Consider the following 23554-nt stretch of genomic DNA (forward strand, 5'->3'; position numbering starts at 1 on the left):
GCGGATGGCTCAAGACTCCCGTCGCGGGCGCCCCGGCACATTGCCGCTCACCGCCGTCTTCCGGTCGAGATCCCGGCACCCCTACCGGTAGGGCTGGCCCTACCCCAGCACACCTGCGCACCCGCTCGTATCGGCGGATCCCAGGCCATACCGTTGAGGCCATGCGCTCCCGGATGAGACGGGTCCTCCTCGACACCCGCTACACGCTGGTCGGCTTCCCCACGGCCGTCATCGGCTTCGTGATCATGCTCGCGGGCTTCGCCGCCGGCGTCGGCACCACGATCGTGTGGGTGGGCGTCCCCCTCCTGGCCGCCACGCTGCTGGCCGCCCGCGGCTTCGCCGACGCGGAGCGCGGCTGGCTGTCCGACGTGCTCAAGCGGCCGCCCGTACGGCCCCGCTACAAGCCCGCCCCGCCGGGCGCGGGCCGCTTCCGCCGCCTGGTCAACCCGATGACCAGCGGGCAGTCCTGGCTCGACCTGCTGCACGGCATCGTCAACCTGCCGTTCGCGATCGTGTCGTTCGTACTCACGGTGGTGTTCTGGGCCGTCCCGCTGGCCGGCCTGACCTACCCGCTGTACGGGCTGATCACCTCGCGCATCCCCGGCAACGTCGAGCTGCCCGAGCTGCTCGGCCTGGGCAGCGGCTACACCGTCAACTCGTTCTACTACGTCAGCCTCGGCCTGATCTTCATGCTGATCCTGCCGTTCGCCGTGCGCGGCTCCGCGCTGCTGCGCGCCGGGCTCGGCCGGGCACTGCTGACCGGCGTGGCCGAGCTGCAGGAGCGCATCGACGACCTGGCCGAGGGCCGGGCCGCGGCCGTCTCCGCCGAGGCCAACGCGCTGCGCAAGCTGGAGCGTGACATCCACGACGGGCCGCAGCAGCGGCTCGTCTCGCTCGCCATGGAGCTGTCCAGGGCCCAGCGGCAGATGGTCAAGGACCCGGAGGCGGCGCAGGCCACGCTCAAGTCGGCCATCAGCGCCACCCGCGAGACGCTCGACGAACTGCGCGCGCTCTCGCGCGGCATCGCGCCGCCCATCCTGTCCGACCGCGGACTCGCGCCGGCGCTGGCCGCCCTGGCCGGGCGCTGCACCGTCCCCGTCGACCTCGACGTGCAGACCGTCGACCGCTACCAGGCCGCCGTGGAGAACGCCGTCTACTTCGTCTGCGCCGAGACCCTCACCAACGTGGCCAAGCACAGCCGCGCCACCGCCTGCACCGTCCAGCTGACCCGCATCGGCGACGTGCTCATGCTCACGATCGGGGATGATGGGGTCGGCGGCGCACACGTCGCCAAGGGACACGGTCTCGCCGGGCTGGCCGACCGGCTCCGCGCGGTCGACGGGGAGCTGAGCGTGCAGTCGCCGGACGGCGGGCCGACGTTGATCGTGGCGGAGGTGCCGTGCGGGTAGTCGTGGCCGATGACGCGGTTCTGATCAGGGAGGGCCTGGTCAGGCTGCTGGAGGAGTTCGGCTGCGAGGTGGTCGCGACCGTCGGTGACGGCGACGCCCTCGTGGACGCGATCGCCGAGCACAAGCCGGACGTGTCGGTGGTCGACGTGCGCATGCCGCCGTCGTTCACCGACGAGGGGCTCAGAGCGGCGGTTGAGGCCCGGCGCAGGGTGCCCGGGGCGCCCGTGCTGATCCTGTCGCAGTACGTCGAGGTCTCCTACGCCGACGACTTGCTCGCCGACGCCAGGGGCGCGGTCGGCTACCTGCTGAAGGACCGGGTCGTGGACGTGGACGAGTTCCTGGAGGGCCTGCGGCGGGTGGCCGCGGGCGGCACGGTGTTCGACCCGCAGGTGGTGTCCCAGTTGATGGTGCGCAGACGCAAGGACGACCCGCTGGCGCAGCTGACGCCACGGGAGCGCGAGGTGCTCGGGCTGATGGCCGAGGGGAAGTCCAATCCGGCCATCGGGCGGCAGCTCGTGATCAGTGACGGGGCCGTGGAGAAGCACATCAGGAGCATCTTCAACAAGCTCGGCCTCTACGCGGAGGACAGCGACCAGCATCGCCGGGTGCTCGCCGTGCTCACCTATCTGCGTTCCTGACCCCCGTCGGCGCGCGTGGCGGGGGTGGGAGGTCGGCCCCTGGCGGCTTCGGGGGGCCGGCCCCTGCGGCGTTCTGGCCGGCCGGTCCGCGCGGCGCCGCGCGCGGACCTGGCCGCTCGGGGGATCAGCCGAGCGCGTCGACCAGCTTCTTGCGCTGCTGGGCGCCCAGGCCGCCGAGACGGCGCTTCTCGTCGACGCCCGCCTCCTCCATCAGCGCGGTGGCCTTGGCCGGCCCCACGCCCTTGACGGCGCGCAGCGCCTGAGACACCTTGATCTTCTTCGCGATGTCGTCGTCGCGCTCCAGCAGCTGAGCGAACGTCAGCTCGCCGGCCTTGACCTTGGCGAGCAGGGCGGTGCGGGCCGCACGGGCCTCGGCCGCCTTGGCCAGCGCCGCCTGACGCTGCTCGGGGGTGAGAGTGGGAAGTGCCATCTCTAGTTCTCTCCTCGGGGAGTTTACGTTCCGGGCATCTGTTACCCGTGGTGCAGTGGCTAATCATGGCGGATACCAGCGGTTCGTGTTGCGGAAAAGCCCGCTCAACGTGTCCGCCAGACTTCGGCGGCGGCCTCCGCGCACTCCACGTCCTGGGTGGTGGTGCCTCCGCTGACCCCGATGCCGCCCACCACGCGCCACCCCTCGCCGTAGTCCGCCCACAGCGGGATGCCGCCGCCGACGCAGACGAGACCGTCCCGTGGCAGGCCGTGCAGGTCACCGCCGGGAGCCGTCCGCGGGGCCAGCTCCGCGGTGGACGCGCGCAGGGCCACCGCGGTGTACGCCTTGCCCTGCGCCAGGCCCGGCCCCGCGATGCCCGCACCCTCCATACGCTGGAAAGACACCAGATGCCCGCCCTCGTCCAGGACGGCGACGGAGATCGGCACGCCTTCGCGCACCGCCTGCCTGACGGCCGCCTCGGTCATGCGGAGCGCGAGTTCCAGATTCACGTGTGCCGCCCTCGGGTCCCTGAGCTCCTGTACGTCTCGCTTCCATGCGTACAACCCCTTGGCCGGGCGCGGCAAGATCGCTAACATGGCTCTGCTGGGGTGCGGGCTATGTCGGCTCGGCCCCCTTCATCGTGGAATGCGTCACATTCCGCTGATCGGGCGTGTCGTGACCCTGGTCAGGGTGGTTTTCGCGCCACCGTTCGAGGCCCTCCGGAGTGAGGAAGGCGTCGAACACCGACTCCATCGCGCCCAGCAGCGCTCCCCGCCAGCCCAGCGCCGAGCCCTCGATCGGGGGCGGGTCGTCGCGGCGGATCGCCATCAGGCCGGGCGCGCAACTGTCCTTCAGCGTCGCCCCGGCCCGCTCCAGCAGCTCCACGCCGTGGCCCGAGAGGGTCACGACCTCCGGGTCGTGGGCGTTCACGAGGGCCGCCACGCCGCGTCCGAGCGCTCTGGCGTTGGCCGCGACCGCCTCCTCGCTGGTGGCCAGCACCTCCTCGGCCTGCGCCCGGCCCCGGCCGCCGCCGTAGGCGAGGCCGACGTGGCGCAGGAGGGCGTTCGCGCCGACGTCCATGCCCCAGCAGCCGATCGCGCCGCACGGGCAGAGCCGGTCGCTGCCGGTGAGCGGCATGTGCCCGAACTCGGCGCCCGTGCCGCTCGCCCCGCCCAGCGGGAGGCCGTCCACGACCAGCACGCCGCCGAGGTCGAAGTCGACGTGCAGGTGCAGGCCCACCCGCACGCCCCGCAGCCGCCCGCGCCGCGCCTCGGCCAGCGCCGCGAACGCCGTGTCGTTCCCGACGACGGGCGCGCCCGGCACGCCCTCCCCGAGCCTCCAGGGGGGTGCCTCCTGATCGCCTCGACCATCGGGGCGCGGCGCTTCCGGGTCCCCTGGGCGCGGTGTCTCCGAGGCTCCTGAGCGGAGCACGCCGGGGACGTCCACCGAGCGCCATCCCAGGTGGGCGATGTCCACCAGGCCGCCGTGCCGTACGGGACCGGCCAGCGCGACCCCGACCCCGATCACCCGGTGCCCGAGGCGGCGCCCGTGGGCGGCGATCGCCGCGCCCAGCGGGCGGAGCGCCCCGTCGGGGGTGCCGTCGTGCGGGCGGAGTTCGAGGACCGTGGTCCCGCCGCCGAGCTCGCAGGCCGCCAGCTCCCAGGCGTCCTCGCGCACGTCCGCCGCCAGCGCCAGCGGCCCGCGCGGGTGGGGCCCCGGCACCTGCGTCGGCCGCCCGCGCGCGTGCTCGCGGGCCGGTTCCTCGTGCAGCAGGTCGTCCTCGGCCAGCCCGGCGACCAGCACCGACGCCGTCCCTCTGGCCAGCCGCAGGTCGCGGGTCAGCTGCGACCTGGTGCGGCCGGCCCCGCAGTCGTGCACGGCACGCAGCAGGCGTACCCGGTTGTGCGCGCGAATCTCGCCACTCGTCGTAGCACCCATCACGGTCCACAGTTTATGCTCTAGCCGTGAACAAAAGCCTCATGGACGCCAGGCGTGCCCGTGCCGGAGTTTTCGGATTTTTCTTCCTTGCCGGACTCGTCATGGGTCTGTGGGCCGCGGGGCTCCCGTCCCTGAACGACCGGCTCGACCTCGGTCCCGCCCGGCTGGGCAGCGTGCTGCTGCTGATCTCGGGCGGCGCGCTGGTGTCGATGCTGGTGGCCGGGCCGCTGGTGGACAGGTGGTCGAGCCGGCGGGTGTGCTGGGTGGCCGGCCCCCTCTCCGGGCTGGTGCTGCTCGGCCCCGCGCTCGCGCCGTCGTACTGGGCGCTGGCCGTCCTGGCGGTGGTGTTCGGGATGGGGCTGGGGGTGACCGAGATCGGGATGAACGCCCACTCCGTCGAGGTCGAGCGCCGCTACGGCCGCCCCATCATCTCGGCCTTCCACGGCACGTGGAGCCTCGGCGGCGCGGCCGGCGGCGGCCTCACCTCGCTCGCCCTGAAGGCCGGGGCGGACCCGCAGTGGCTGCTGGTCGCGGCGGCGGTGGTGGTGCCCCTCCTGTACGTCCCGGCGGCGCGCCTGCTGCTGCCCGACCCGCCCGAGCACGCCTCCTCCCCTGACCAGGGCGGCTCGCGCGGCTCCTCCCTGGGCTGGGGGCTGATCGCGCTCCTCGGCCTCGCCGCGTTCGCCGGGCACCTGAGCGAGGGCGCGGCCATCGACTGGGCCGCCCTGCACGCCCGCTGGGTGCTGGAGACCGACCCGGCGGCGGCGCCCCTGGCGTACACCACCTTCTCGGTGGCCATGACCACCATCCGCCTGCTCGGCGACCCGATCAGGGCCCGGCTCGGCTCGGTGCGCACCATCCAGCTCGCCGGCCTCTTCGCCACCTGCGGGTACGCCCTCGTCCTGGTCTCGCCCGCCGCCGAGGGCGCCCTGCGGGTCGTCTGCGCCTGGACCGGCTGGGCCCTGGCCGGCGTGGGGCTCGCCACGGTGGTCCCGGTCCTGTTCAGCGCGGTCGGCGCCGCCGGGGGCCGCGTGGGGCGCGCCCTGGCCATGGTGACCGCCTTCGGCTACAGCGGCCTCCTCCTGGGGCCGGCGGTGCTCGGCTACGTGGCGGAGGCGTCGTCGCTGCCGATCGCCCTGTTCATCCCCGCCGTCCTGGCCGCCGTCGTCGCCCTCAGCGGCGCCCCCGCCATCCGCTCCCTGACCCGCCTCTCCGGCCCGGCCCCCGAAACCGCACCACCCGCCGAGGGCGGTTCCGCCGTCGAGGGCGCGGCCACCGTGGACGGGCCCGCTCTCGGGAACGGGTCGACCACCGTGGACGGGACGGCTCTCGCCGACGTGGACGACCACCCCAGGCCCACCCCCGCCCGCGACTGACCGCAGAACCTCCTCACGCCCCTCGTGCCCGCGTCGGAGGTGCGCGGCGTTGTGAGGGGTGCCTGGCCCGCCGGGTGACGGTCGTGCGCCGAGCCCCGGGCCGGCGCCTCGTCACGGTTCACGGCCGTGCACGCGTCGGGGGCGCGTCACGTCGGTCGCGCGTGCTCGGGTGCAGCGGGGAGCCAGGGCGGTAGTGCGTCGAGGGGCGATGCCGAGGCGGACCGGGGCCGCCGGATCCAGGGGAGGAGCCGCTAGGGCCGGATGGTGAGCACCGTGAGCGCGGCGGCGGTCAGGAAGGCGAGCCCGCCGGCCGTGGCCGAGGCGTGCAGGGCGGCCCCGGCGCCCTGGACCAGCCGGGCGGCGATCAGCGCGCCGGTGGACGGCGCGAGCCCGCAGCCGGCCGAGGCGAGGGTGAAGACGGCCAGCCCGGTCAGGAAGATCCGCCTGCCGCCCAGCCGGTCGCTGAGCCCGCCGCACAGCAGCAGGAGCCCGGCGAACGCGAGCGTGTAACCGTCGACGATCCACTGCAGGGCCGTCAGGCCGGTACGCAGGTCCGCGCCGATCGCCGGGATGGCCACGCTGATCACCGTGACGTCCAGGATGACCAGGAAATATCCGAGGCAGACCGCGATGAGCGGCAGCCGTCCGGTCCGGTGGGCCGCGGTCGTCGTGGGGACTGTCATGGCTCCAGCCTCGTACGGGATCGTTACGGCGCTCGCCGAAATGTCGCCGCCCGCGTCCCACGTGGAGGAGCGCGCCCGAAACCGGCATCGCCGGGGTCGCGGCGGTGGCCTGAATTTGCCAGAACCCCTGCTGACCTGGTGTTATGCGATCGTGACTTGACCTGCAAGTTGCATCCCGGTTTCATGTCCCAACAACGGTAAACGTTTACAGAACTGATCTACCGCATTCCGTAAACGTTTACAGACGATGAAAGGGACAACCTTGGCCGACGGACCCACGATCAACACGATCGCCGAGCGCGCCGGTGTCTCGATCGCCTCCGTCTCGCGGGTGCTGAACGGCCTGCCGACCAGGCAGGAGACCGTGCGCAAGGTGATGGCCGCCGCCGACGAGCTCGGCTACGTGCGCAACGCCGTGGCCAGGTCGCTCAAGTCGCGCCGCACCCACCAGGTCGCCTTCGCCATGGCCGACGTCGGCAACCCCGCCTACCTGGCCATGCTGCGCCAGATCCAGCCCGTGCTGAAGGACGCCGGATACCGGCTCGTGCTGCACTCCACCGACGCCGTCGTCGCCGACGAGATCGACGTGCTGCACAGCCTCGGCGAGCGGTACGTGGACGGGCTGATCATGGTTCCGCTGCGGGTCACCGAGGCGCACCTGGAGATGCTGGACGCCGCCAGGGCGCCCGTCGTGATCATCGGTCAGGTGCCGGAGGGCACCCGGGTCGACAACGTGCGCGCGGACTCCCGTACCGGCGTCAAGCTGGCCATCGACCACCTCCACGCGCTCGGCCGCCGCAGGATCGGCATGATCAACGGCCCGCTCGACACCGTCCCCGGGGCGGCGCGCGGCGCGGCGTACCGGGAGGCGCTCGGCGGCGTCGGCCTGCCCTACGACGAGGACCTCGTCCAGATCGGCGACTTCTACCGCGCGGAAGGGGGCCGCGCGGTGGCGGAGCTGCTGGACAGGGTCCCCGACGTGGACGCGCTCATGTGCGCCAACGACCTCATCGCGCTCGGCGCGCTCGACGTGCTGCGGGCCGCCGGCCGGCGGGTGCCCGAGGACGTGGCGGTGGTCGGCATGGACGACACCGACCTCGCGGCGGCCTCCTGGCCGTCGCTGTCGAGCGTTTCGCTCGGGTCGGCCGAGCGCGGCAGGGCCGCCGCCGAGCTGATGCTCGAACGCCTGCAGGGCGGCGACGGCGAGCCCCGGCTGGTCACCGTGGCGCCCCGCCTCGTGGTGCGGGCGTCCACGGCCGGCGCGCCGGTGGCGGACTTCCCGGCGGAATCCCGTACGGACAGGAAGGAGAGCGCCGAGTGACGGCGACCGTGACGAGGCCGGCGCCGCCGCGGCGGTCGCGGGGCAGGCGCCGCCGCATCTCGCGCCAGACCCGCGAGCTGTGGCTGCTCATGCTGCCGGCGATGGTGCCGGTGCTGCTGTTCAGCGTGGGGCCGCTGCTGTACGGCGTCGGCCTGGCGTTCACCGACGCCCGCAACACGCGCAACCACGAGACGAGCTTCGTCGGCCTGGAGAACTTCGCCGAGCTGCTGAGCGCCGAGGACTTCTGGTCCTCGTTCAAGATCGGCGCCATCTGGGCGGTGTCGGTGACCGTGCTGCAGTTCCTGGCCGCGCTCGGCCTGGCGCTGCTGCTCAACGAGCGGCTCTGGTTCAGGGGCCTGGCCCGCGTGCTGGCGGTGGTGCCGTGGGCGATGCCGCCCGTGGTCATCGGCCTGATGTGGAAGCTCGTCTACCACCCCGACGCCGGCATCCTCAACGACCTGCTGGGCACGGACATCAACTGGCTGGCCGACTTCTCGCTGGCACTGCCCGCGATCATCGTGGTCGGCGTCTGGACCGGCATGCCGCAGACCACGGTCGTGCTGCTGGCGGGCCTGCAGGGCATCGGCAAGGAGCTGTACGAGGCGGGCGAGGTGGACGGCGCGGGCCGCTGGCGGCGGTTCTGGAACATCACGCTGCCGCAGCTCCGTCCCGTGATCGTGGCGATCACCTCGCTGGACTTCGTGTGGAACATCAACCAGTTCGGCCTGGTGTACGTGCTCACCCAGGGCGGGCCCGGGGGCCAGACGCGGCTGCCGATGCTGTTCGCCTACGAGGAGGCGTTCCGGTACCGCATGGCGGGTTACGCCTCGATGCTCGGCCTGACCATGGCGATCGTCGTGCTGGCCGTCCTCGGGCTCTACCTGTGGCGGCAGATGAGGGAGACGAAGTGAGACGCGCCGATTCGAGCCCGGTCGGCATCCGGGTCCTGCAGTACGTCGCGCTGGCGGCGTTCATCGTCTTCCTGGCCTTCCCGCTGCTGTGGCTGCTGTCCACGGCGCTGAAGACCCCGCGGGAGCTGGCGCTGACCGACCCGACGTGGATCCCGGACAACCCGACGCTGGCCAACTTCTCCGACGCGTTCGGCGAGCAGGACCTGGTCGGCGCGGCGGCGCGCAGCCTGGTCGTGGCGCTGTTCAGCAGCGTGATCACGGTGCTGGTCTCGCTGCCCGCCGCGTACGCGATGGCCCGCTACCGCAGCCTGGTCAACCGCGTCGCGATCGGCTGGGTGCTGGTCAGCCAGGTGTTCCCGTTCATCCTGATCATCATCCCGCTCTTCATGATCCTGCGGGACATCGGACTGATCAACACGCTGCCGGGGCTGGTGGCGGTGCACGTCACGTTCACGCTGCCGTTCGCGCTGTGGATGCTCCAGGGCTACGTGCGCGCCGTGCCGCGCGAGCTGGAGGAGGCGGCGGCCGTGGACGGCGCGACGCGGCTGCGCTCGATCGCCAGCGTCGTGGCGCCGCTGCTCATGCCCGGCGTGGTGGCCACGCTGCTGTTCGCCTTCATCTCCTCGTGGAACGAGTTCATGTTCGCGCTCGTGATCCTGCAGGATCCCGGCGTCATGACGCTGCCCCTCACGCTGGTGCGCTTCACCGGCCCGGAGGGGGTGGCCAGGCTCGGCCCGCTGGCTGCGGCGTCGCTCATGGCGACGATCCCGAGCCTGATCTTCTTCGCAATCATTCAGCGGCGACTGAAGTCCGGCCTGATGGCCGGCGCCGTCAAGGGCTAGGAGGCTCATATGCGAATCAAGTCCGCTCTGGCGGCGGCGGCGATCGTCGCGCTCGCCGCCGCGTGTGGCAGCGGCGGAGGCGGCGGCGACTCGTCCTCGTCCTCCGGCAACGAGCCGGTGAAACTCGACTTCCTCAGCCTGGCCTGGCAGAAGGAGTCCGTCGCCGCGAACAAGCAGATCGTGGACGAGTGGAACAAGGCCAACCCCAACATCCAGGTCACCTACGTCCAGGGCAGCTGGGACAACGTCAACGACCAGCTCGTGACGCAGTTCGCCGGCGGCACGGCGCCCGACGTCATCCACAACGACTCGCCCGCCCTGGCCGGCTTCGCCTCCGACGGCTACCTGCTGGACCTGAAGGACAAGCTGCCCGCCGAGCTCAAGAGCGACATCCCGCAGGCCGCCTGGGACACCGTCACCTTCGACGACGGCAAGGGTGCGCAGGGCGTGTACGGCGTGCCGTTCCTGCAGGAGTCGCAGGTCATCATCGCCAACAAGAAGCTGCTCGACGCGTCCGGCGTGCGCGTCCCGACGCCGGACCAGCCGTGGACGTGGGACGAGTTCTCGGCGGCGGCCAAGAAGATGACCAAGGGCGGCACGTACGGCGTGGCCTGGGCGATGAAGTCGCCGGTCAACAAGACGCTCAACCTGGCGCTCAACTTCGGCGGCACGTTCTTCCAGACCTCCGGCGGCAAGACCACGGTCAAGGTGGGGCCGGAGGAGCGCGAGGTGCTCCAGCGCATCCACGACCAGCTCTACAAGGACAAGTCCGCCGACCCGGGCGCGCTCGGCCAGGGCACCGCGGACCCGCTGCCCGCCTTCTACGACGGCAAGTTCGCCATGCTGCCCGCGGGCGTCTACCTGCGCCAGCAGGTCGCCGAGCAGGCCCCCGAGGGCTTCGAGTGGGTCACGCTCCCCGGCCCCACGGGCACCAGCGCCCAGCAGGGCGCGGTCTCGCAGACGCTGTCGATCTCGCAGGACAGCGAGCACGTAGACGAGGCCATGAAGTTCATCGCGTTCTTCCTGAACGGCGCCAACCAGGCGAAGCTCGCCAAGGGCGACTGGCTGCTGCCGACCTCCCAGAAGGCCGCCGACGACCCGGCCATGACCACCAAGGAGAACGGCTGGGACGTCGCCACCGCCTCCGCCAAGAACCTCGTCGTGGCGCCGTTCCTCAAGGTCAAGGGCTTCGACGAGTGGAAGACGAAGGTGGCCACGCCGGTGCTGCAGCAGTACTTCGGCAACAAGATCACCATTGACGACGCCGCGGCGAAGCTCGTCGAGGACGGCAACGAGGTGTTGGAGCGGTACCAGCGTTGAACCACCGGGACAGAGCCCGCGGGTGTCTCCTCGGCCTCGCGGCCGGGGACGCCCTCGGGGCGCCGGCCGAGAACCTGCCGCCGTCGGAGATCCGGCGGCGGTGGGGACGGCTCACCGAGATCGAGGGCGGCGGCACCGACGACACCGAGTACGCCATCTTCGCCGCGTCCCTGCTGGTCCGCCACGGGCACGCGCTGACCTCCGCCGACGTGGCGGCCGCCTACCGGCGGGAGATCATCCCGCGGGTGACCGGGCCCATGCGGGGGGCCGGCTTCTCCGAGCTGGGCACCGTCGAGGCGCTCCGCCGGGGGCTGGAACCGCCGCTGACCGGTCTGGTGCACTCGCACGGCTGGTCGGACGGGCTCGCCATGCGCGCCGCGCCGTACGGGATCTTCTGCCCGGGGGACCCGGCGGAGGCGGCCCGGCTGATCGAGCAGGACGGCCTGGTCAGCGCGTCCGGCGAGGGCATACTCGGCGGCCGGGCGGTCGCCGGGGCGGTGGCCGCCGCGATGGGCGGGGCACCGGCGCAGGACGCGGTGGAGGCCGCGCTGTCGGTGATCCCCGCCGACTCGTGGACCTCCCGCTCCATCCGCCGCGCCCGCTCCGCCGTCGCCGCCGCGCCCGCAGGCGGGCTGGAGGAGGCGCTGCACGAGGCCGCGGTCGTCCACGACTACCCCTGGACCGACCTGGCCCCCGAGGCCGTCGCCCTGGCGATGGGAGCGGTGCTGGCGGGCGGCGGCGACGTCGAGGCGTCCGTGACGTTCGGGGTGAGCCTGGGCAGGGACGCCGACACGATCGGCGCCATCGCGGGCGCGATCGCCGGAGCGATGTGCGGCGAGGGCGGCGTGCCCGAACGGTGGGCGGCCAGGATCGCGCCCGCGACAGGCAAGTGCCTGCCCGTCGTGGCCGGAAGACATGTGCTGGACATCGCCGACGAACTGGCCGACGAACTGGCGGGAGGACTGTAGATCATCATGTCGGGGGACAGAATCAGGGGGGCCTTCGCGGGGCTCGCCGTCGGTGACGCCGTGGGCTGGCCCGCGGCCAGGCACCGAGCGGCCCTGCACGCCCCGTGGAGCCGGCGACTGCACCGGGAGCTCGACGCGTTCGCCGAGGAGCACCGGGTCACCACGCTGCCGGTGCCGTTCGCGCTGAACCAGCCCACGGCCCCGCTGGCCGTCGGGCCGTCCGACGACGCCGAGTGGCTCGCCTGGACGGCGCTCACGATCGACCGCCCGAGGGCCGAGGCCTTCCGCGAGCTGCCGGAAGGGATACGGGCCCGCATCTCGGTGACCACCGCGCTCGGCAACCTCGCCAGGGGCGTCGAGCCGCCCGCGTCCGGGCACGACAACCCGCACCACTTCGACGACGCCGCCGCCGTCAGGGCCGTCGCGTTCGGGGCCCTGGGCCGGGACCCCACGCAGGACGCCCAGGTGACCAACGCCTACGACGGCGTGCTGGGCGCCCAGGCCATGGCCGCCGCGGTGGCCGAGGCCGTGGCGTCGGGGTCGGCGCGGAAGGCGGTCGAGGCGGCGCTGGCCGTACTGCCGCGGGACACCGCCATCGGCCACAACGCCCGGCTCGCGCTGGAGGTCACCCGCCGGGCGGGCGACCCGTTCGCGGCCGTGCCCGCGCTCGACGCCGCGCTCCTCGACCACGTCTACAGCTACGGCGTGGGCGCCGCGCAGACCGTCCCGGTCGCGCTGGCGCTGGCCGAGGCGGCGGGCGGCGAGCTCGCCCGCGCCGTGCCGGCGGCGGCCTGCCTGGCCGCGCTGGCCGACTCGGCGCCCGCGCTGACCGGGGCGCTGGCGGGGGCGTGCGGCGGGTACGACGCCATCCCGGAGGGGTGGGCCGTGTCGGCCCGCACCCTGGCCGGCTGCTGCCTGCCCGATCTGGCGGGCCGGGATCTGATCGAGTTGACGGTAGGACTATCGGAGGGAATCGCATGACGCCGCTTGAGGACAGGGCGACTGGCTGCGTGGCGGGGGCGGCGGTCGGTGACGCGCTGGGCGGCGCGACCGAGGGCTGGACCCCCGAGCAGATCGTCGAGAGGTACGGCGGGCGCGTCGAAGGCGTCGTGCCGCCGTTCAACGAGGACTGGCGCAACGCCCGCCCCATCGCCCCGTACCACAAGGGCGACGGGCACATCACCGACGACACGCTGATGACGCACGCGCTGATCCGCGTGTACGAGAAGACCGGCGCGCACCTGGACGCGTACGCGATGGCCGAGCACCTGGTGCCCGAGCTCATGGGCGAGCGGCGCTGGATCCCCGAGCTGGAGGCAGAGGCCCTCCCGCTGCAGCGGATCTTCCTGGCCGAGAAGTGGATCGTGGCGAGGCTCCACTACGGGCACGCCGACCCGCGCGAGGCGGGAGTGGGCAACATCGTGAACTGCGGCGCCGCCATGTACGTCGCCCCCGTCGGCATCGTGAACGCGGCCGACCCCGACGCCGCCTACGCCGAGGCCGTCGACCTGGCCGGCGCCCACCAGTCCAGCTACGGCCGCGAGGCCGCCGGCGTGATGGCCGCCGCCGTTGCCGAGGCCATGCGGCCCGGCGCGACCGCCGACTCCGTGGTCGCGGCCTGCCTGCGCCTGGCCAAGGACGGCACCAGGGCCGCCATCGAGTCGGTGTGCGAGGCCGCCGCCGGGCTGGGGCACTGGGACGGGTCGTTCGAGGCGCTGCGCGCCGCGATGCGGCCGTACGACACGGTCGCCGACACCTACCGCGACCAGGGGCTGGGGGCGCGGCGGCCGAGCCGGGTGCACAGCATCGAGGAGCTGCCGCTGGCGCTCGGCTTCCTGGTGATCGCCAAGGGCGACTACCGCGACACCGTGCTGGGCGGCGTCAACTACGGGCGCGACGCCGACTCGATCGCCTCCATGGGCGGGGCCGTCGCGGGCGCGCTCGGCGGGCTCGCGGCGGTGCCGCCGGAGTGGGTCGCGCAGGTGGGGGAGGCCAGCCGTACGGACCTGGTGGCTCCCGGGCGGGCCATCGCGGAGGTCGCCCGCCGGGTGCACGCCGGCGACCTGGAACGGCGCCGCGACCACGAGGCCGCCTTCGCCGAGCTGGACCGCCGGTGATCAGGCTCACCTGGGTCCAGCCGGAGGACCTGGTCGGGCACGAGGTGCGCCAGGCCGCCGAGGACGGGCGGGCGTCCGGCCCCGACGGCGACCGCGTGCGGGGGATCGCGCGGCGGTGGCACGCGGCCGGCGGCCACGACGCGCCGCCGCGCGCCGGGGCCTCGGAGCCGGGCGCGGCGCGGCTGCGGGGGCTGGCGGAGGAGCTGCTGGACGAGCTGGCCGCGATCCCGTCGCCGCTGGACGAGCCGTCCGACCTGGCCGGGATCATCGCCGCCTGCCCCGCCTGGCCGCGCCCGCGCGCCACTCCCGCCGGTTCCGCCCACCCCGCCTCGCCGGACCCGCGCTCGCGCCCCGGCGCCGCTCGCCGGGCCGATCCGGCGCGGGTGCTGGGGGCGTGGCTCGGGCGGGCGGCCGGGTGCGTGCTGGGCAAGCCCGTCGAGAAGATCCCGCGCGCGGGCATCAGGGAGATCGCCGAGGCCACCGGCAACTGGCCGATCCGCGGCTGGTTCACCGCCACGGGCCTGCCGGACGACGTGGCCCGCCGCTGGCCGTGGAACCGCCGCAGCGCCGTCAACTCCCTCGCCGAGACCATCGACGGCGTGCCCGAGGACGACGACCTCAACTACCCGCTGCTGGCCCTGTCCGTGCTGGAGCGGCACGGCCGCGGCTTCACCACCGAGGACGTGGCCAGGCTGTGGCTGGACGAGCTGCCCGCGGGCCGGACGTTCACCGCCGAGCGCGTGGCGTACCGCAACCTGCTGGACGGCGTCGAGCCGCCGCGCACGGCCACTCACCGCAACCCGTTCAGGGAGTGGATCGGCGCCCTGATCAGGGCGGACGTGTACGGCTGGGTCAACCCGGGCGACCCGGCCGCGGCGGCCGAGCTGGCCTGGCGCGACGCCCGGCTCACGCACACCGCCAACGGGATCTACGGGGCGATGTTCGTGGCCGCGATGTGCGCCGCCTCGATGGTCGCCACGGACGCGACGGAGGTCGTGCGGGCGGGACTGTCCGTGGTGCCCGAGCGCTCGCGCCTGCACGGGGCCGTACGCCTGGCCGCCGCGGACGCCGCCCGCGAGGACGACTTCGAGCGTGTCGTCGACCTCCTGCACAAGCGCCATGGAAGCCTGCACTGGGTGCACACCATCAACAACGCCGCGCTCGTCGCCGCCACGCTCGTCCACGGCCGGGGCGACTTCACCGCCACCATCGCCGGAGCGGTCGCCGGAGGCTGGGACACCGACTCGGCCGGGGCCACCGCCGGCTCGATCGCGGGCGCGCTCCACGGGGGCGTGCCGGATCAGTGGCGGATGCGCGACAGCCTGAGCAGCAGCCTGACCGGGTTCGACGGGGTGAGCCTCGCCGCGCTGGCGGCCCGTACACAGGAGATGATGGGGGCATGATCTCGGTTTTCGGCAGCGCCAACATGGACCTCGTCGCGTACGTCTCCGAGGCCCCCAAACGGGGCGAGACGGTCACCGGGCACCGGTTCAGGACGGTGCCCGGCGGCAAGGGCGCCAACCAGGCCATCGCCGCCGCCCGCGCGGGCGCGCACGTGGCGTTCCTCGGGGCGGTGGGCGACGACGGGTTCGGCGCGGAGATGCGCGCCACCCTGGTGGAGGCCGCCGTCGACGTGCGCGGGCTGCGCCAGGTGCCGGGGCCCAGCGGCATCGCGCACATCGTGGTCGACGACGGAGGCGGCAACTCGATCATCGTCGTGCCCGGCGCGAACGGCACCGTCAACGGCCCCTCAGGGGAGGACCTGGCGGCCATCGCCCGCTCGGAGGCGCTGCTGCTCCAGCTGGAGCTGCCCATGGCGGCCGTCGTCGCGGCGGCCCAGGCCGCCCAGGTCTCCGGCGTTCCCGTCGTGCTCACGCCGGCCCCCGCGCAGCCGCTGCCGGACGAGCTGCTCGACGCCGTCACCGTGATCGTCCCGAACGAGCACGAGGCGGCGGCCATCACCGGTGTCACCGATCCGGAGACGGCGCTCGGCGCGCTGCTGGAGCGGGTCCCCGAGGCGGTGATCACCCTGGGCTCCGAGGGCGCTCTTTACGGCGCGCGGCAGGGGCGGCGGCTGCGGGTGCCCGCGGTCAAGGTGGAGGCCGTCGACACCACGGCGGCGGGCGACACGTTCGTGGGCGCGCTGGCCGTGGCCAGGGCGGAGGGGCAGGACATGGCCGGCGCGCTGGCGTTCGCCTCCACGGCGGCGGCGCTGTCGGTGCAGCGCGAGGGCGCCAGCACCTCGATGCCGACCCGGCACGAGATCGAGAACGCCCTCCCGTAGGGGCGGACCTATCCCAGCCTGACAGGGGCGGCGGGCCGCACGCCCGACAGGAGGCCGGGCAGCAGCCCGGCCAGCCCCGGCGGGAACACCAGCTCCGTCAGCCCGGCCAGCTCGGCGGCGCCGAACCACCGGCTGGCGTTCACGAAGTCCTCCGAGTCGAAGTCCTCCGGCGCGGTGGGCGCCACCGTGGCCGCCGCCACACGCGCGAAGAAGTACGTGTGCACGGAGTAGAAGTGGCGCCCCAGGTTGGACCACGGGCCCTCGTTCACCGCGACGGGATCGCCGAGGTCGGCGGGGCCGAGCACGTGGCCGGTCTCCTCCAGGGCCTCCCGCATGGCCGCCTCCACCAGCGACTCGCCCGGCTCCACGCCGCCGCCGGGCAGGTGCCAGGCGGGCTCCTTGGGCCACGGGTCCGGCGGGGTGAAACGGAACAGCAGCACGCGATCGTCCGGGGCGGCGAGGATGACGCGCGCCGTGGGGCGCTGGATCCGTTCGATCATCCACCGAACGGTAGCAAAGCGGCTGTCCGGGGCAGGTGGGAGCCATGAGCGAGAAATCCGAAGAGCTGCCTGAGGCGGTGCGGGGAGTGGACGGCGAGAGCGACGTCGTCGCCGAACGGTCCGGCTGCATCACGCCGAAGTACCGCCGCCCCGTGCCCGCCAACCCGCCCGAGGAGTGGGAGGAGCGCGAGCCGGAGCAGGAGCCGGGCGAGGACGAGGACGTCATCCGCCCGGACGCGGGCCCCACCGGCTGACCAGCGCCTCCACATCCCGGCGGGCCGAAACCTGGGAGAGATGTGGCCGTAACCAGTTGACAGATGTTTGACATCTTACTTATTTTCCCTCGTGTGTGACTCAGGACACTGGAGGAACAGATGTCACGAAGTGGGATGCGCGACCTCGGCAGGCTCTCGGCGGTCGCGCTGCTCGCCGGCGCCTTAGTGGCGGGCTGCGGCAGCGGAGGGGAGGAGGCGCAGGAACCCGGCGGAGTGACCACCCTGTCGCTGTGGCACTTCTACGGCCCGCCGGAGAGCGCGACGGGCGGGGCGCTCGTCCGGTTCCTGCAGCGCTACGAGCAGGCGCACCCCGGCGTGAAGGTGGAGCCCCGCCACATCCCCTTCGGCGACTTCAACCGCACGATCCTCCAGTCGGCCGCGGGCGGCGAGCTGCCGGACATCGCGCTGATCGGCGCGACCTCCACCCAGGCGATGGCCGAGGCCGGGATCATCGAGGACCTCAGCGACAGGGTCGCGAAGTGGGGCAAGCAGGACGCCTACCTGCCCTCGATCTGGCAGACCACCCAGGTCGGCGGCAAGACGTACGCGCTGCCGCACGTCGCCGACACCTACGCCGTCTACTACAACACCGAACTGCTGGACGAGGCGGGCGTGAAGCCGCCGAAGACGTGGGACGAGATGGCCGAGACGGCCAGGAAGCTCACCTCCGGCGACCGGCAGGGGCTGGCCGTCAGCGGCGTCGAGGGCGAGGAGGGCGCCACGGCGCTCGTCATCCGCATCCTCGCGGCGGGCGGCGACGTCACCAAGATCGACTCGCCCGCGGCGAACAAGGCGCTGACGCAGTTCAAGCAGCTGGTCGACAGCGGCGCGATGTCGAAGGGGATCATCGGCTGGAACGAGGAGGACGTCAAGAACCAGTTCGCCAACGGCCGCGCCGCGATGATGATCAACTCGGCGACGTACGTGAGCACGCTGCGCAAGGAGAACCCCGACCTGAAGTGGAAGATCGCCCTGCTGCCCGGAGACACCCGGCAGGTCACCTTCCTCGCCGCCGAGAACCTCGCCATCACCTCCGGCAGCAGCCACCCCGACGCCGCATGGGACCTGATGACCTGGATGCAGGACCCCAAGGCGCTGGCGGAGTACCTGCCCGACCGCAACAAGCTCGCCACGCGCGACGACGTGCCCGCCGACGGCGACGAGGCCCGCTCGGTGTTCGCCGAGCAGCTCAAGAGCGCCTGGGCCCCCAGCGGCGCCCTCGCCGAGCACTCCAGCGAGGTGTTCACCCACGTCCAGGGAGCGCTCCAGGCGGCGATCAGCGGCTCGGCGACCGTCGACCAGGCGCTGGCCGAGGCGCAGCAGAAGATCGACAAGACGCTGGCCGAGTAGGGAAGAGGCACCGGCGTTGACCACCATGATCGCGCGGCGCTCCACCGGCGCCGCCACGGCCACGGGCCGCCCGCCGAACAGGCGGCGGGTTCCCCTCACGGCCTACCTGTTCGTGCTGCCCGCGGTCGTGTTCCTGGCCGCGACGGTGCTCTACCCCCTGGTCTTCAACATCGACCTGAGCTTCCGCGACGCGGGGCTCAGGCAGATCGTCACGGGAGACGCCGACTTCGTCGGCCTCGACAACTACGCCGAGGAGCTCGCCAACCCCGACTTCCGGTCCGCGCTGGCGATCTCCCTGATCTACACCGTGCTCAGCGTCGGCGTCTCCTTCGCCTGCGGGCTCGGCCTGGCGGTCTTCCTCAACAAGACGTTCCCCGGGCGCAACCTCATGCGGTCCCTGCTGCTGATCGCCTGGGTGCTGCCCACCGTGGTCAGCGCCAACATCTGGCGCTGGATCCTCGACGGCACCTACGGCCTGCTCAACACCGTGCTCGGCGGCCTCGGCCTGCTGGACAAGGGCGTGTTCTGGCTGGTCGAGCCCACGTCCGCGCTGATCTCGGTGGTCACGGCGACGGTGTGGAGCACCGCGCCGTTCGCCATGATCCTGCTGCTGGCCGGGCTGCAGAGCATCCCGGAGACGCTGTACGAGGCGGCGCGCATCGACGGAGCCGGCCCCTGGCAGCGCTTCTCCCGCATCACCGTGCCGATGCTGCGCCCGGTGAGCATGACGGTGCTGCTCCTGCTGTTCGTCACGACGTTCAAGACCTTCGACACGATCTACCTGATGACCCGGGGCGGCCCCGGCGACGCCACCACGATCCTGCCCATCCACGCCTACCTGGAGGCGTTCCAGTTCTTCAGGTTCGGCACCGGCGCGGCGGCCACCACGGTCATGCTGCTCATCCCGCTGGCGCTGAGCCTGTTCTACTTCCGCTCGCTCAGAAGGGAAGAGGCATCGTGAGGATCCCGCGCGCCTGGCTGAGCTCCGTGCTGGGGATCGCCCTGGCGGGCGTCTACGTCGTCCCCGTCTACTGGATGGTGGCCACGTCGCTGAAACAGCCCGGCGACGTCTTCGCCTCGCCGCCGGACCTCATCCCGTCGCCGGTCACGTTCCGCGCCTACGCCGACAGCGTCCTGAACAGCTCGGGCGTGCTGCGGGGGCTGCTCAACAGCACGATCGTCGGGATCGCCACGACGGCGCTGACGCTGGCCCTGTCGCTCCCGGCCGCGTACGGGCTCGCCAGGTTCCGGCTGCGCTTCGTCAACACGTTCCTGCTGCTCTTCCTCGTGGTCCAGATGATCCCGGCGATCAACCTCGCGCTGCCCATGTTCGTCATCTTCAGCAGGCTCGACATGGTCAACAGCTACACCGGCCTGGTCCTGGCCAACTGCTCGCTGGCCGTGCCGCTGGCGGTGACCGTGCTGCGCCCGTACTTCCTGACCGTGCCGGGCGAGGTGGTCGAGGCCGCCACGGTCGACGGCTGCAACCAGTGGTCGGCGTTCCTGCGGATCGCGCTGCCGGTGTCCGTGCCCGGGATCGTCACCGTGGCCGTGGTCAGCTTCCTCGGAGCCTGGGGTGAGTTCGTCTTCGCGCTGGCCCTGACCACCAAGGAGGAGATGCAGCCGGTGAGCGTCGTTCTCGCCGGTCTGACCAACGCGTTTGGGACGCGGTGGAACGATGTGATGGCCGTCTCCGCGGTGGTGGCCCTGCCGATCTTCCTGGCGTTCCTCTTCCTGCAGCGCTTCGTCGTCGGAGGGCTCACCGCCGGGGCGAGCAAGAGTTGACGCCGACAGACAAGGATGGTTGATGCACCGTAACCGCGAAGCCGCTCATGGGGTGACGACGTGAGCAGGCGGCCCATCTACCGGGAGGCCCAGGCCCGGCTGAAGGAGTACATCCAGCAGCACGGCATGCGTCCGGGCGACCGGCTGCCCGCCGAGGCGGTGCTGGCCGCCGAGCTGGGGGTCAGCAGGCCGTCCCTGCGCGAGGCGACCAAGAGCCTGCAGACGCTCGGCGTCATCGAGGCGCAGCACGGCAACGGGCTGTTCGTGGCGGCCTTCTCCTTCCGCCCCATCATCGAGCAGCTCCCGTACGGGCTGGTCGACAGCGACGCGCACTTCGCCGAGATCCTCGTCGCCCGCGAGGCGATGGAGGTCGGGCTGATGCACTTCGCGGCCCGGCTCGGCGCCGGCGCGGAGCTCGAGGAGTGCGAGCGGCTGGCCAGGGTCATGGAGGAGCGCGAGGCGGCGGGCGAGTCGAGCGCCGACGTGGACAAGCAGTTCCACCTGATGCTGTACCGGGGGCTGCACAACTCCCTGGTCGACCAGGTCATCGAGACGTTCTGGGAGATGTTCTCCCGGCTCGGCGACGCCATCCCGCGGGCGAAGGGCACCGAGGTGGGGGCCATCCACCTGGCCGTGGTCCACGCGCTGCGGGCCGGCGACGCGCAGGCGGCCGCCGCGAGCATGCGCGCGCACTTCGACGACGTACGGGCGCGCGCCGCCATCCTCGACCCCGGCGCCGCCCGTACCGGCGTCCCGCAGGTCTGATCGCTGATCACCCTTACCGTTCGGAAGGAGTCCTCATGGCCGAAACCCCGCTGTCGCGGAGACGGCTGCTCGGCTACGCGGGCGCGGGCGCGACCGGTGCCGTCCTGGTCGGCGCCGAGTCCGCCGAGGCGGCCACCGCCGACGCGGCGGCGCTGCCCGTGTCGAGCGCGGCCCAGGTGGCGAGGGAGCACGTCCCCCGCAAGTACCGCACGCTGCGCACCGACGGATACTCGGCGCCCGGTGACGGCGGCGGCGCGACGTACCGGCGGCTCGCCGGCGCGCCCGACCGCCCCGACCGGTGGCACTTACGCTCCGCCGACGGGACCTGGTGGGAGATCGCCGACGACGTCGTCTCCGTCAGGGCGCTCGGCGCCAGGGGCGACTACGACGAGGAGGCCGGCACGGGCTCTGACGACACCGAGGCCCTGCTCGCCGCCGCCAGGCTCGACCGGGTCATCTACGTGCCCGGCACCGCCCGGACGTACCACTGCACCGAGCAGATCTCCCTCACCAGGGACGGCACCACCTGGTACGGCGACGGCCACCGGTCGAAGATCACCCTGTTCTCCGCCGAGAGCGGCGCGGGCGCCCTGATCGGCATCCACGGCGACGCCCCCACCACCGCCGCCGGGCCGCCCGCCCGCACCGTGCGCGGCGTCCACGTCTCCGGCCTGCACCTCGACACCCGCGGCACCAGGAACAACAACGGCCTGGGCGGCTCCTTCCTGGCGGACGTCCGGGTGGAGAACATGACCTTCTCCCGCATCGGCCGCAAGGCGCTGACCTTCCAGTACCACTGCCGCAACGTGCACTGCCGGGACATCACGATCCACGACACCGCGACCGAGCCGGGCTCGACGTTCGCCGCCGTGAGCGTCGAGGGGCTGACGGCCGGCGTCGACCTCAGCTACTACCCGGGCGGCGTGTCGAGCACCGACGACCTCCTCGGCGCCGACATGTCGAACATCACCTTCGCCGACGTCGACTGCGCGAGCACCGGCTACAACTACATCGTCGTCTCCAACGCCTACCGGGTCCGCTTCGACAACGTCGACCTCGGCGACACGGCGGGCGCGGGCTCGTTCGTCATCTTCACCCGCCGGGTGCGCGACAGCCACGTGCGCGGCATCCGCGGCGGTGACACCGCCCGCCGCATGATCTTCTTCGACAAGGACGTGAGCGGCTGCGCGGTGGAGGACTTCCGCTTCGGCTCCACGCAGGGCACCGCCCGCGACGGCAGGGCCATCCACTGCGCCGGGCCGGGCAACCGCTTCACCGGCGGCTCCTTCGGCCACCGGAACACCGCCGCGCCCGAGGCGATCCTGGTCTCCGCGGCCGATGTCGCGCTCGACGGCGTCGAGGTGCGGGAATGCGCGGCGCCGCTGGTGCTCAACGGCCCGCCGGCCGCCGCAGGGCTGATGCTCACGGGCTCCCGGTTCACCGCCGGGTCGGCCTCCGCCTTCCGGGTCAAGGGACCCGGCGCGATCATCCAGGGCAACCGGTTCGAGACGCCGGACGCGCCGTTCGTCGGCCGTTTCGAGGGGCCCGACGCCCAGTGCGTCGGCAACCACCTGGCGGGCACCGGCGAGCGCCGCGTGATCGTCATGCCGGGGGCGTCGGTGCTCATCGCGCTCAACACGTTCGGGGCCGGCTCGTCCATCGAGTTCCAGGGCGGCACCCTGTACGCCGGCGCCTGCTTCGCCAACACCGGCGTCACCGGCACCGGCCCCAACCACCTGCCGCTGGGCGGCGGCGCCCTGCACGCCGACGGGTCCGGGCTGCTGCGGATCAAGAGCAGCGCGTTCACCTCCGACACGGACGGCACTGTGGTCGGCGCCCAGACCTGACCCCCGAGGGGCGCCTGCCGTCCAAGGCCGCACGGGACCTGACCACTCAGGCTCCCGGCCTCCCGTGGAGGAGGGCGAGCGTGCGCTCCAGTTCCTCCTGCAGGACGTCGCCGGCCGCCGCCCCGTCCCCCCGGCGGATGGCGGCCACCAGCGCCGCGTGCGTGTCGTGCCCGGGGTTGCGCTCGTGCGAGCGCAGCCCGAGCACCTCCACCAGCCCGATCAGCCCCTCGCGCAGCACCGGCGCGAACTCCGCGAACAGGTCGGTCAGCACCGGGTTGCCGGCCGCCGCCACGACCGCCGCGTGCAGGGCGATGTCGGCGTCCACGAACGCCGCGTCGTCCTGCGCCGCCGCCCCCGCCCGCGCCGCCAGCGCCGACTCCAGCGCCGCGACGTCCTCGTCCGTACGGCGCCGCGCGGCCAGCCGGGCGGCCTGCGTCTCGACCATCATGCGCACCTCGTAGACGTCCGCGACGGCGGCCCGCCGCAGCCGGGCCGGCCAGTCGTCGACCGGGTCGGTGGCGATCACGAACACCCCGGACCCCTGGCGGGCCCGCACCAGCCCCGCCCCGGCCAGCGCGCGCAGCGCCTCCCGCACGGTCGAGCGGCCCACCCCGAGCGCCTTGGCCAGCGCGTTCTCGCCGGGCAGGCGGGTGCCCACGGGCCACTCGCCCTGCGTGATCTGCTCGCGCAGGCGCTCGGTGGCCTGCTCGACGAGCGGGCTGGGACGGAGGGAGCCGAGCGGCATCACACCCTACCTCTCAGGTTGTCTGAGGACCTGTGTTGTGGCTAGTGTAG

General features: G+C 73.0%; 24 protein-coding genes. 18 read left to right on the plus strand and 6 right to left on the minus strand.

Annotated elements, in window-relative coordinates; translation table 11 throughout:
* The first annotated feature begins 161 nt into the window (after nt 1-161).
* Both FH608_RS22815 and FH608_RS22820 read left to right on the plus strand, forming a co-directional pair.
* Nucleotides 162-1409 carry a sensor histidine kinase gene (locus tag FH608_RS22815; RefSeq protein ID WP_139632601.1) on the plus strand — a complete coding sequence of 416 codons (1248 nt, stop codon included), beginning with the start codon at nt 162-164 and terminating at the stop codon, nt 1407-1409.
* A complete protein-coding gene (locus FH608_RS22820) occupies nt 1400-2047 on the plus strand; it encodes a response regulator transcription factor (protein WP_139632602.1) in 648 nt (215 codons plus the stop codon). The genes FH608_RS22815 and FH608_RS22820 overlap by 10 nt, the downstream gene beginning before the upstream one ends.
* A 124-nt stretch (nt 2048-2171) precedes the next feature.
* Here FH608_RS22820 and mihF read toward each other — a convergent pair whose 3' ends face one another.
* From mihF to FH608_RS22835, 3 genes are all read right to left on the minus strand, one after another.
* Complete coding sequence (gene mihF, locus FH608_RS22825) at nt 2172-2477, minus strand: integration host factor, actinobacterial type (RefSeq protein WP_043641121.1); 306 nt, start codon at nt 2475-2477, stop codon at nt 2172-2174.
* A gap of 104 nt (nt 2478-2581) precedes the next feature.
* Nucleotides 2582-2986, minus strand: coding sequence for a GlcG/HbpS family heme-binding protein (locus FH608_RS22830; protein ID WP_139632603.1), 405 nt, complete (start codon nt 2984-2986; stop codon nt 2582-2584).
* Between the two features lie 106 nt (nt 2987-3092).
* Nucleotides 3093-4415, minus strand: a complete 1323-nt coding sequence (locus FH608_RS22835; protein WP_226899821.1) for an ROK family protein — start codon at nt 4413-4415, stop codon at nt 3093-3095.
* A gap of 26 nt (nt 4416-4441) precedes the next feature.
* On the opposite strand from FH608_RS22835, the gene FH608_RS22840 reads away from it, so the two are divergent.
* Entirely contained in the window at nt 4442-5791 is a 1350-nt protein-coding gene (locus tag FH608_RS22840; RefSeq protein WP_226899792.1) for an MFS transporter, read from the plus strand.
* A 251-nt stretch (nt 5792-6042) separates the two neighbouring features.
* On the opposite strand, the gene FH608_RS22845 is transcribed toward FH608_RS22840, so the two are convergent.
* Complete coding sequence (locus FH608_RS22845; RefSeq protein WP_139632605.1) at nt 6043-6474, minus strand: MFS transporter; 432 nt, start codon at nt 6472-6474, stop codon at nt 6043-6045.
* 262 nt (nt 6475-6736) lie between these two features.
* Here FH608_RS22845 and FH608_RS22850 point away from each other — a divergent pair, with 262 nt between their 5' ends.
* Genes FH608_RS22850 through rbsK form a run of 9 tightly spaced genes read left to right on the plus strand, consistent with a single transcriptional unit; the run spans nt 6737 to nt 16237 of the window.
* A complete protein-coding gene (locus FH608_RS22850) occupies nt 6737-7795 on the plus strand; it encodes a LacI family DNA-binding transcriptional regulator (RefSeq protein ID WP_139632606.1) in 1059 nt (352 codons plus the stop codon).
* The gene (locus tag FH608_RS22855; RefSeq protein ID WP_139632607.1) at nt 7792-8706 is read left to right on the plus strand and encodes a carbohydrate ABC transporter permease; all 915 of its coding nucleotides are present in this window, start codon (nt 7792-7794) and stop codon (nt 8704-8706) included. The genes FH608_RS22850 and FH608_RS22855 overlap by 4 nt, the downstream gene beginning before the upstream one ends.
* On the plus strand, nt 8703-9548 hold the full coding sequence (locus FH608_RS22860; protein ID WP_193318566.1) for a carbohydrate ABC transporter permease: 846 nt from the start codon (nt 8703-8705) through the stop codon (nt 9546-9548). The genes FH608_RS22855 and FH608_RS22860 overlap by 4 nt, the downstream gene beginning before the upstream one ends.
* Before the next feature lie 9 nt (nt 9549-9557).
* Nucleotides 9558-10868 (plus strand): ABC transporter substrate-binding protein, encoded by a 1311-nt coding sequence (locus tag FH608_RS22865; protein ID WP_139632608.1) that lies wholly within the window; start codon nt 9558-9560, stop codon nt 10866-10868.
* Nucleotides 10865-11836: an ADP-ribosylglycohydrolase family protein gene (locus FH608_RS22870; protein ID WP_139632609.1), complete on the plus strand. Its 972-nt coding sequence runs from the start codon at nt 10865-10867 to the stop codon at nt 11834-11836. The genes FH608_RS22865 and FH608_RS22870 overlap by 4 nt, the downstream gene beginning before the upstream one ends.
* A 6-nt stretch (nt 11837-11842) precedes the next feature.
* Nucleotides 11843-12817, plus strand: coding sequence for an ADP-ribosylglycohydrolase family protein (locus tag FH608_RS22875; protein WP_139632610.1), 975 nt, complete (start codon nt 11843-11845; stop codon nt 12815-12817).
* Nucleotides 12814-13953, plus strand: a complete 1140-nt coding sequence (locus tag FH608_RS22880; RefSeq protein ID WP_139632611.1) for an ADP-ribosylglycohydrolase family protein — start codon at nt 12814-12816, stop codon at nt 13951-13953. Before FH608_RS22875 ends, FH608_RS22880 begins: the two co-directional genes overlap by 4 nt.
* A complete protein-coding gene (locus tag FH608_RS22885; protein ID WP_139632612.1) occupies nt 13950-15356 on the plus strand; it encodes an ADP-ribosylglycohydrolase family protein in 1407 nt (468 codons plus the stop codon). The genes FH608_RS22880 and FH608_RS22885 overlap by 4 nt, the downstream gene beginning before the upstream one ends.
* The gene (gene rbsK, locus FH608_RS22890; RefSeq protein ID WP_139632613.1) at nt 15353-16237 is read left to right on the plus strand and encodes a ribokinase; all 885 of its coding nucleotides are present in this window, start codon (nt 15353-15355) and stop codon (nt 16235-16237) included. The genes FH608_RS22885 and rbsK overlap by 4 nt, the downstream gene beginning before the upstream one ends.
* Before the next feature lie 8 nt (nt 16238-16245).
* Here rbsK and FH608_RS22895 read toward each other — a convergent pair whose 3' ends face one another.
* Nucleotides 16246-16737, minus strand: coding sequence for an NUDIX domain-containing protein (locus tag FH608_RS22895; RefSeq protein WP_139632614.1), 492 nt, complete (start codon nt 16735-16737; stop codon nt 16246-16248).
* A 44-nt stretch (nt 16738-16781) separates the two neighbouring features.
* Here FH608_RS22895 and FH608_RS22900 point away from each other — a divergent pair, with 44 nt between their 5' ends.
* The 6 genes from FH608_RS22900 (at nt 16782) to FH608_RS51595 (ending at nt 22759) form a co-directional block, all read left to right on the plus strand.
* Nucleotides 16782-16991, plus strand: a complete 210-nt coding sequence (locus FH608_RS22900; RefSeq protein WP_139632615.1) for a hypothetical protein — start codon at nt 16782-16784, stop codon at nt 16989-16991.
* Nucleotides 16992-17111: 120 nt separating this feature from the next.
* Nucleotides 17112-18362 carry an ABC transporter substrate-binding protein gene (locus tag FH608_RS22905; RefSeq protein WP_139632616.1) on the plus strand — a complete coding sequence of 417 codons (1251 nt, stop codon included), beginning with the start codon at nt 17112-17114 and terminating at the stop codon, nt 18360-18362.
* Nucleotides 18363-18387: 25 nt separating this feature from the next.
* Entirely contained in the window at nt 18388-19323 is a 936-nt protein-coding gene (locus tag FH608_RS22910; protein WP_226899822.1) for a carbohydrate ABC transporter permease, read from the plus strand.
* Complete coding sequence (locus FH608_RS22915) at nt 19320-20147, plus strand: carbohydrate ABC transporter permease (protein WP_226899793.1); 828 nt, start codon at nt 19320-19322, stop codon at nt 20145-20147. The genes FH608_RS22910 and FH608_RS22915 overlap by 4 nt, the downstream gene beginning before the upstream one ends.
* 60 nt (nt 20148-20207) lie before the next feature.
* Nucleotides 20208-20912, plus strand: coding sequence for a FadR/GntR family transcriptional regulator (locus FH608_RS22920; protein ID WP_139632618.1), 705 nt, complete (start codon nt 20208-20210; stop codon nt 20910-20912).
* 35 nt (nt 20913-20947) lie between these two features.
* Nucleotides 20948-22759 carry a hypothetical protein gene (locus tag FH608_RS51595; RefSeq protein ID WP_193318567.1) on the plus strand — a complete coding sequence of 604 codons (1812 nt, stop codon included), beginning with the start codon at nt 20948-20950 and terminating at the stop codon, nt 22757-22759.
* Nucleotides 22760-22805: 46 nt separating this feature from the next.
* Here FH608_RS51595 and FH608_RS22930 read toward each other — a convergent pair whose 3' ends face one another.
* Entirely contained in the window at nt 22806-23504 is a 699-nt protein-coding gene (locus FH608_RS22930) for a FadR/GntR family transcriptional regulator (protein WP_139632619.1), read from the minus strand.
* Between the last annotated feature and the right edge of the window lie 50 nt (nt 23505-23554).

Source organism: Nonomuraea phyllanthi (assembly GCF_006334985.2).
Taxonomy (GTDB): Bacteria; Actinomycetota; Actinomycetes; order Streptosporangiales; family Streptosporangiaceae; genus Nonomuraea; species Nonomuraea phyllanthi.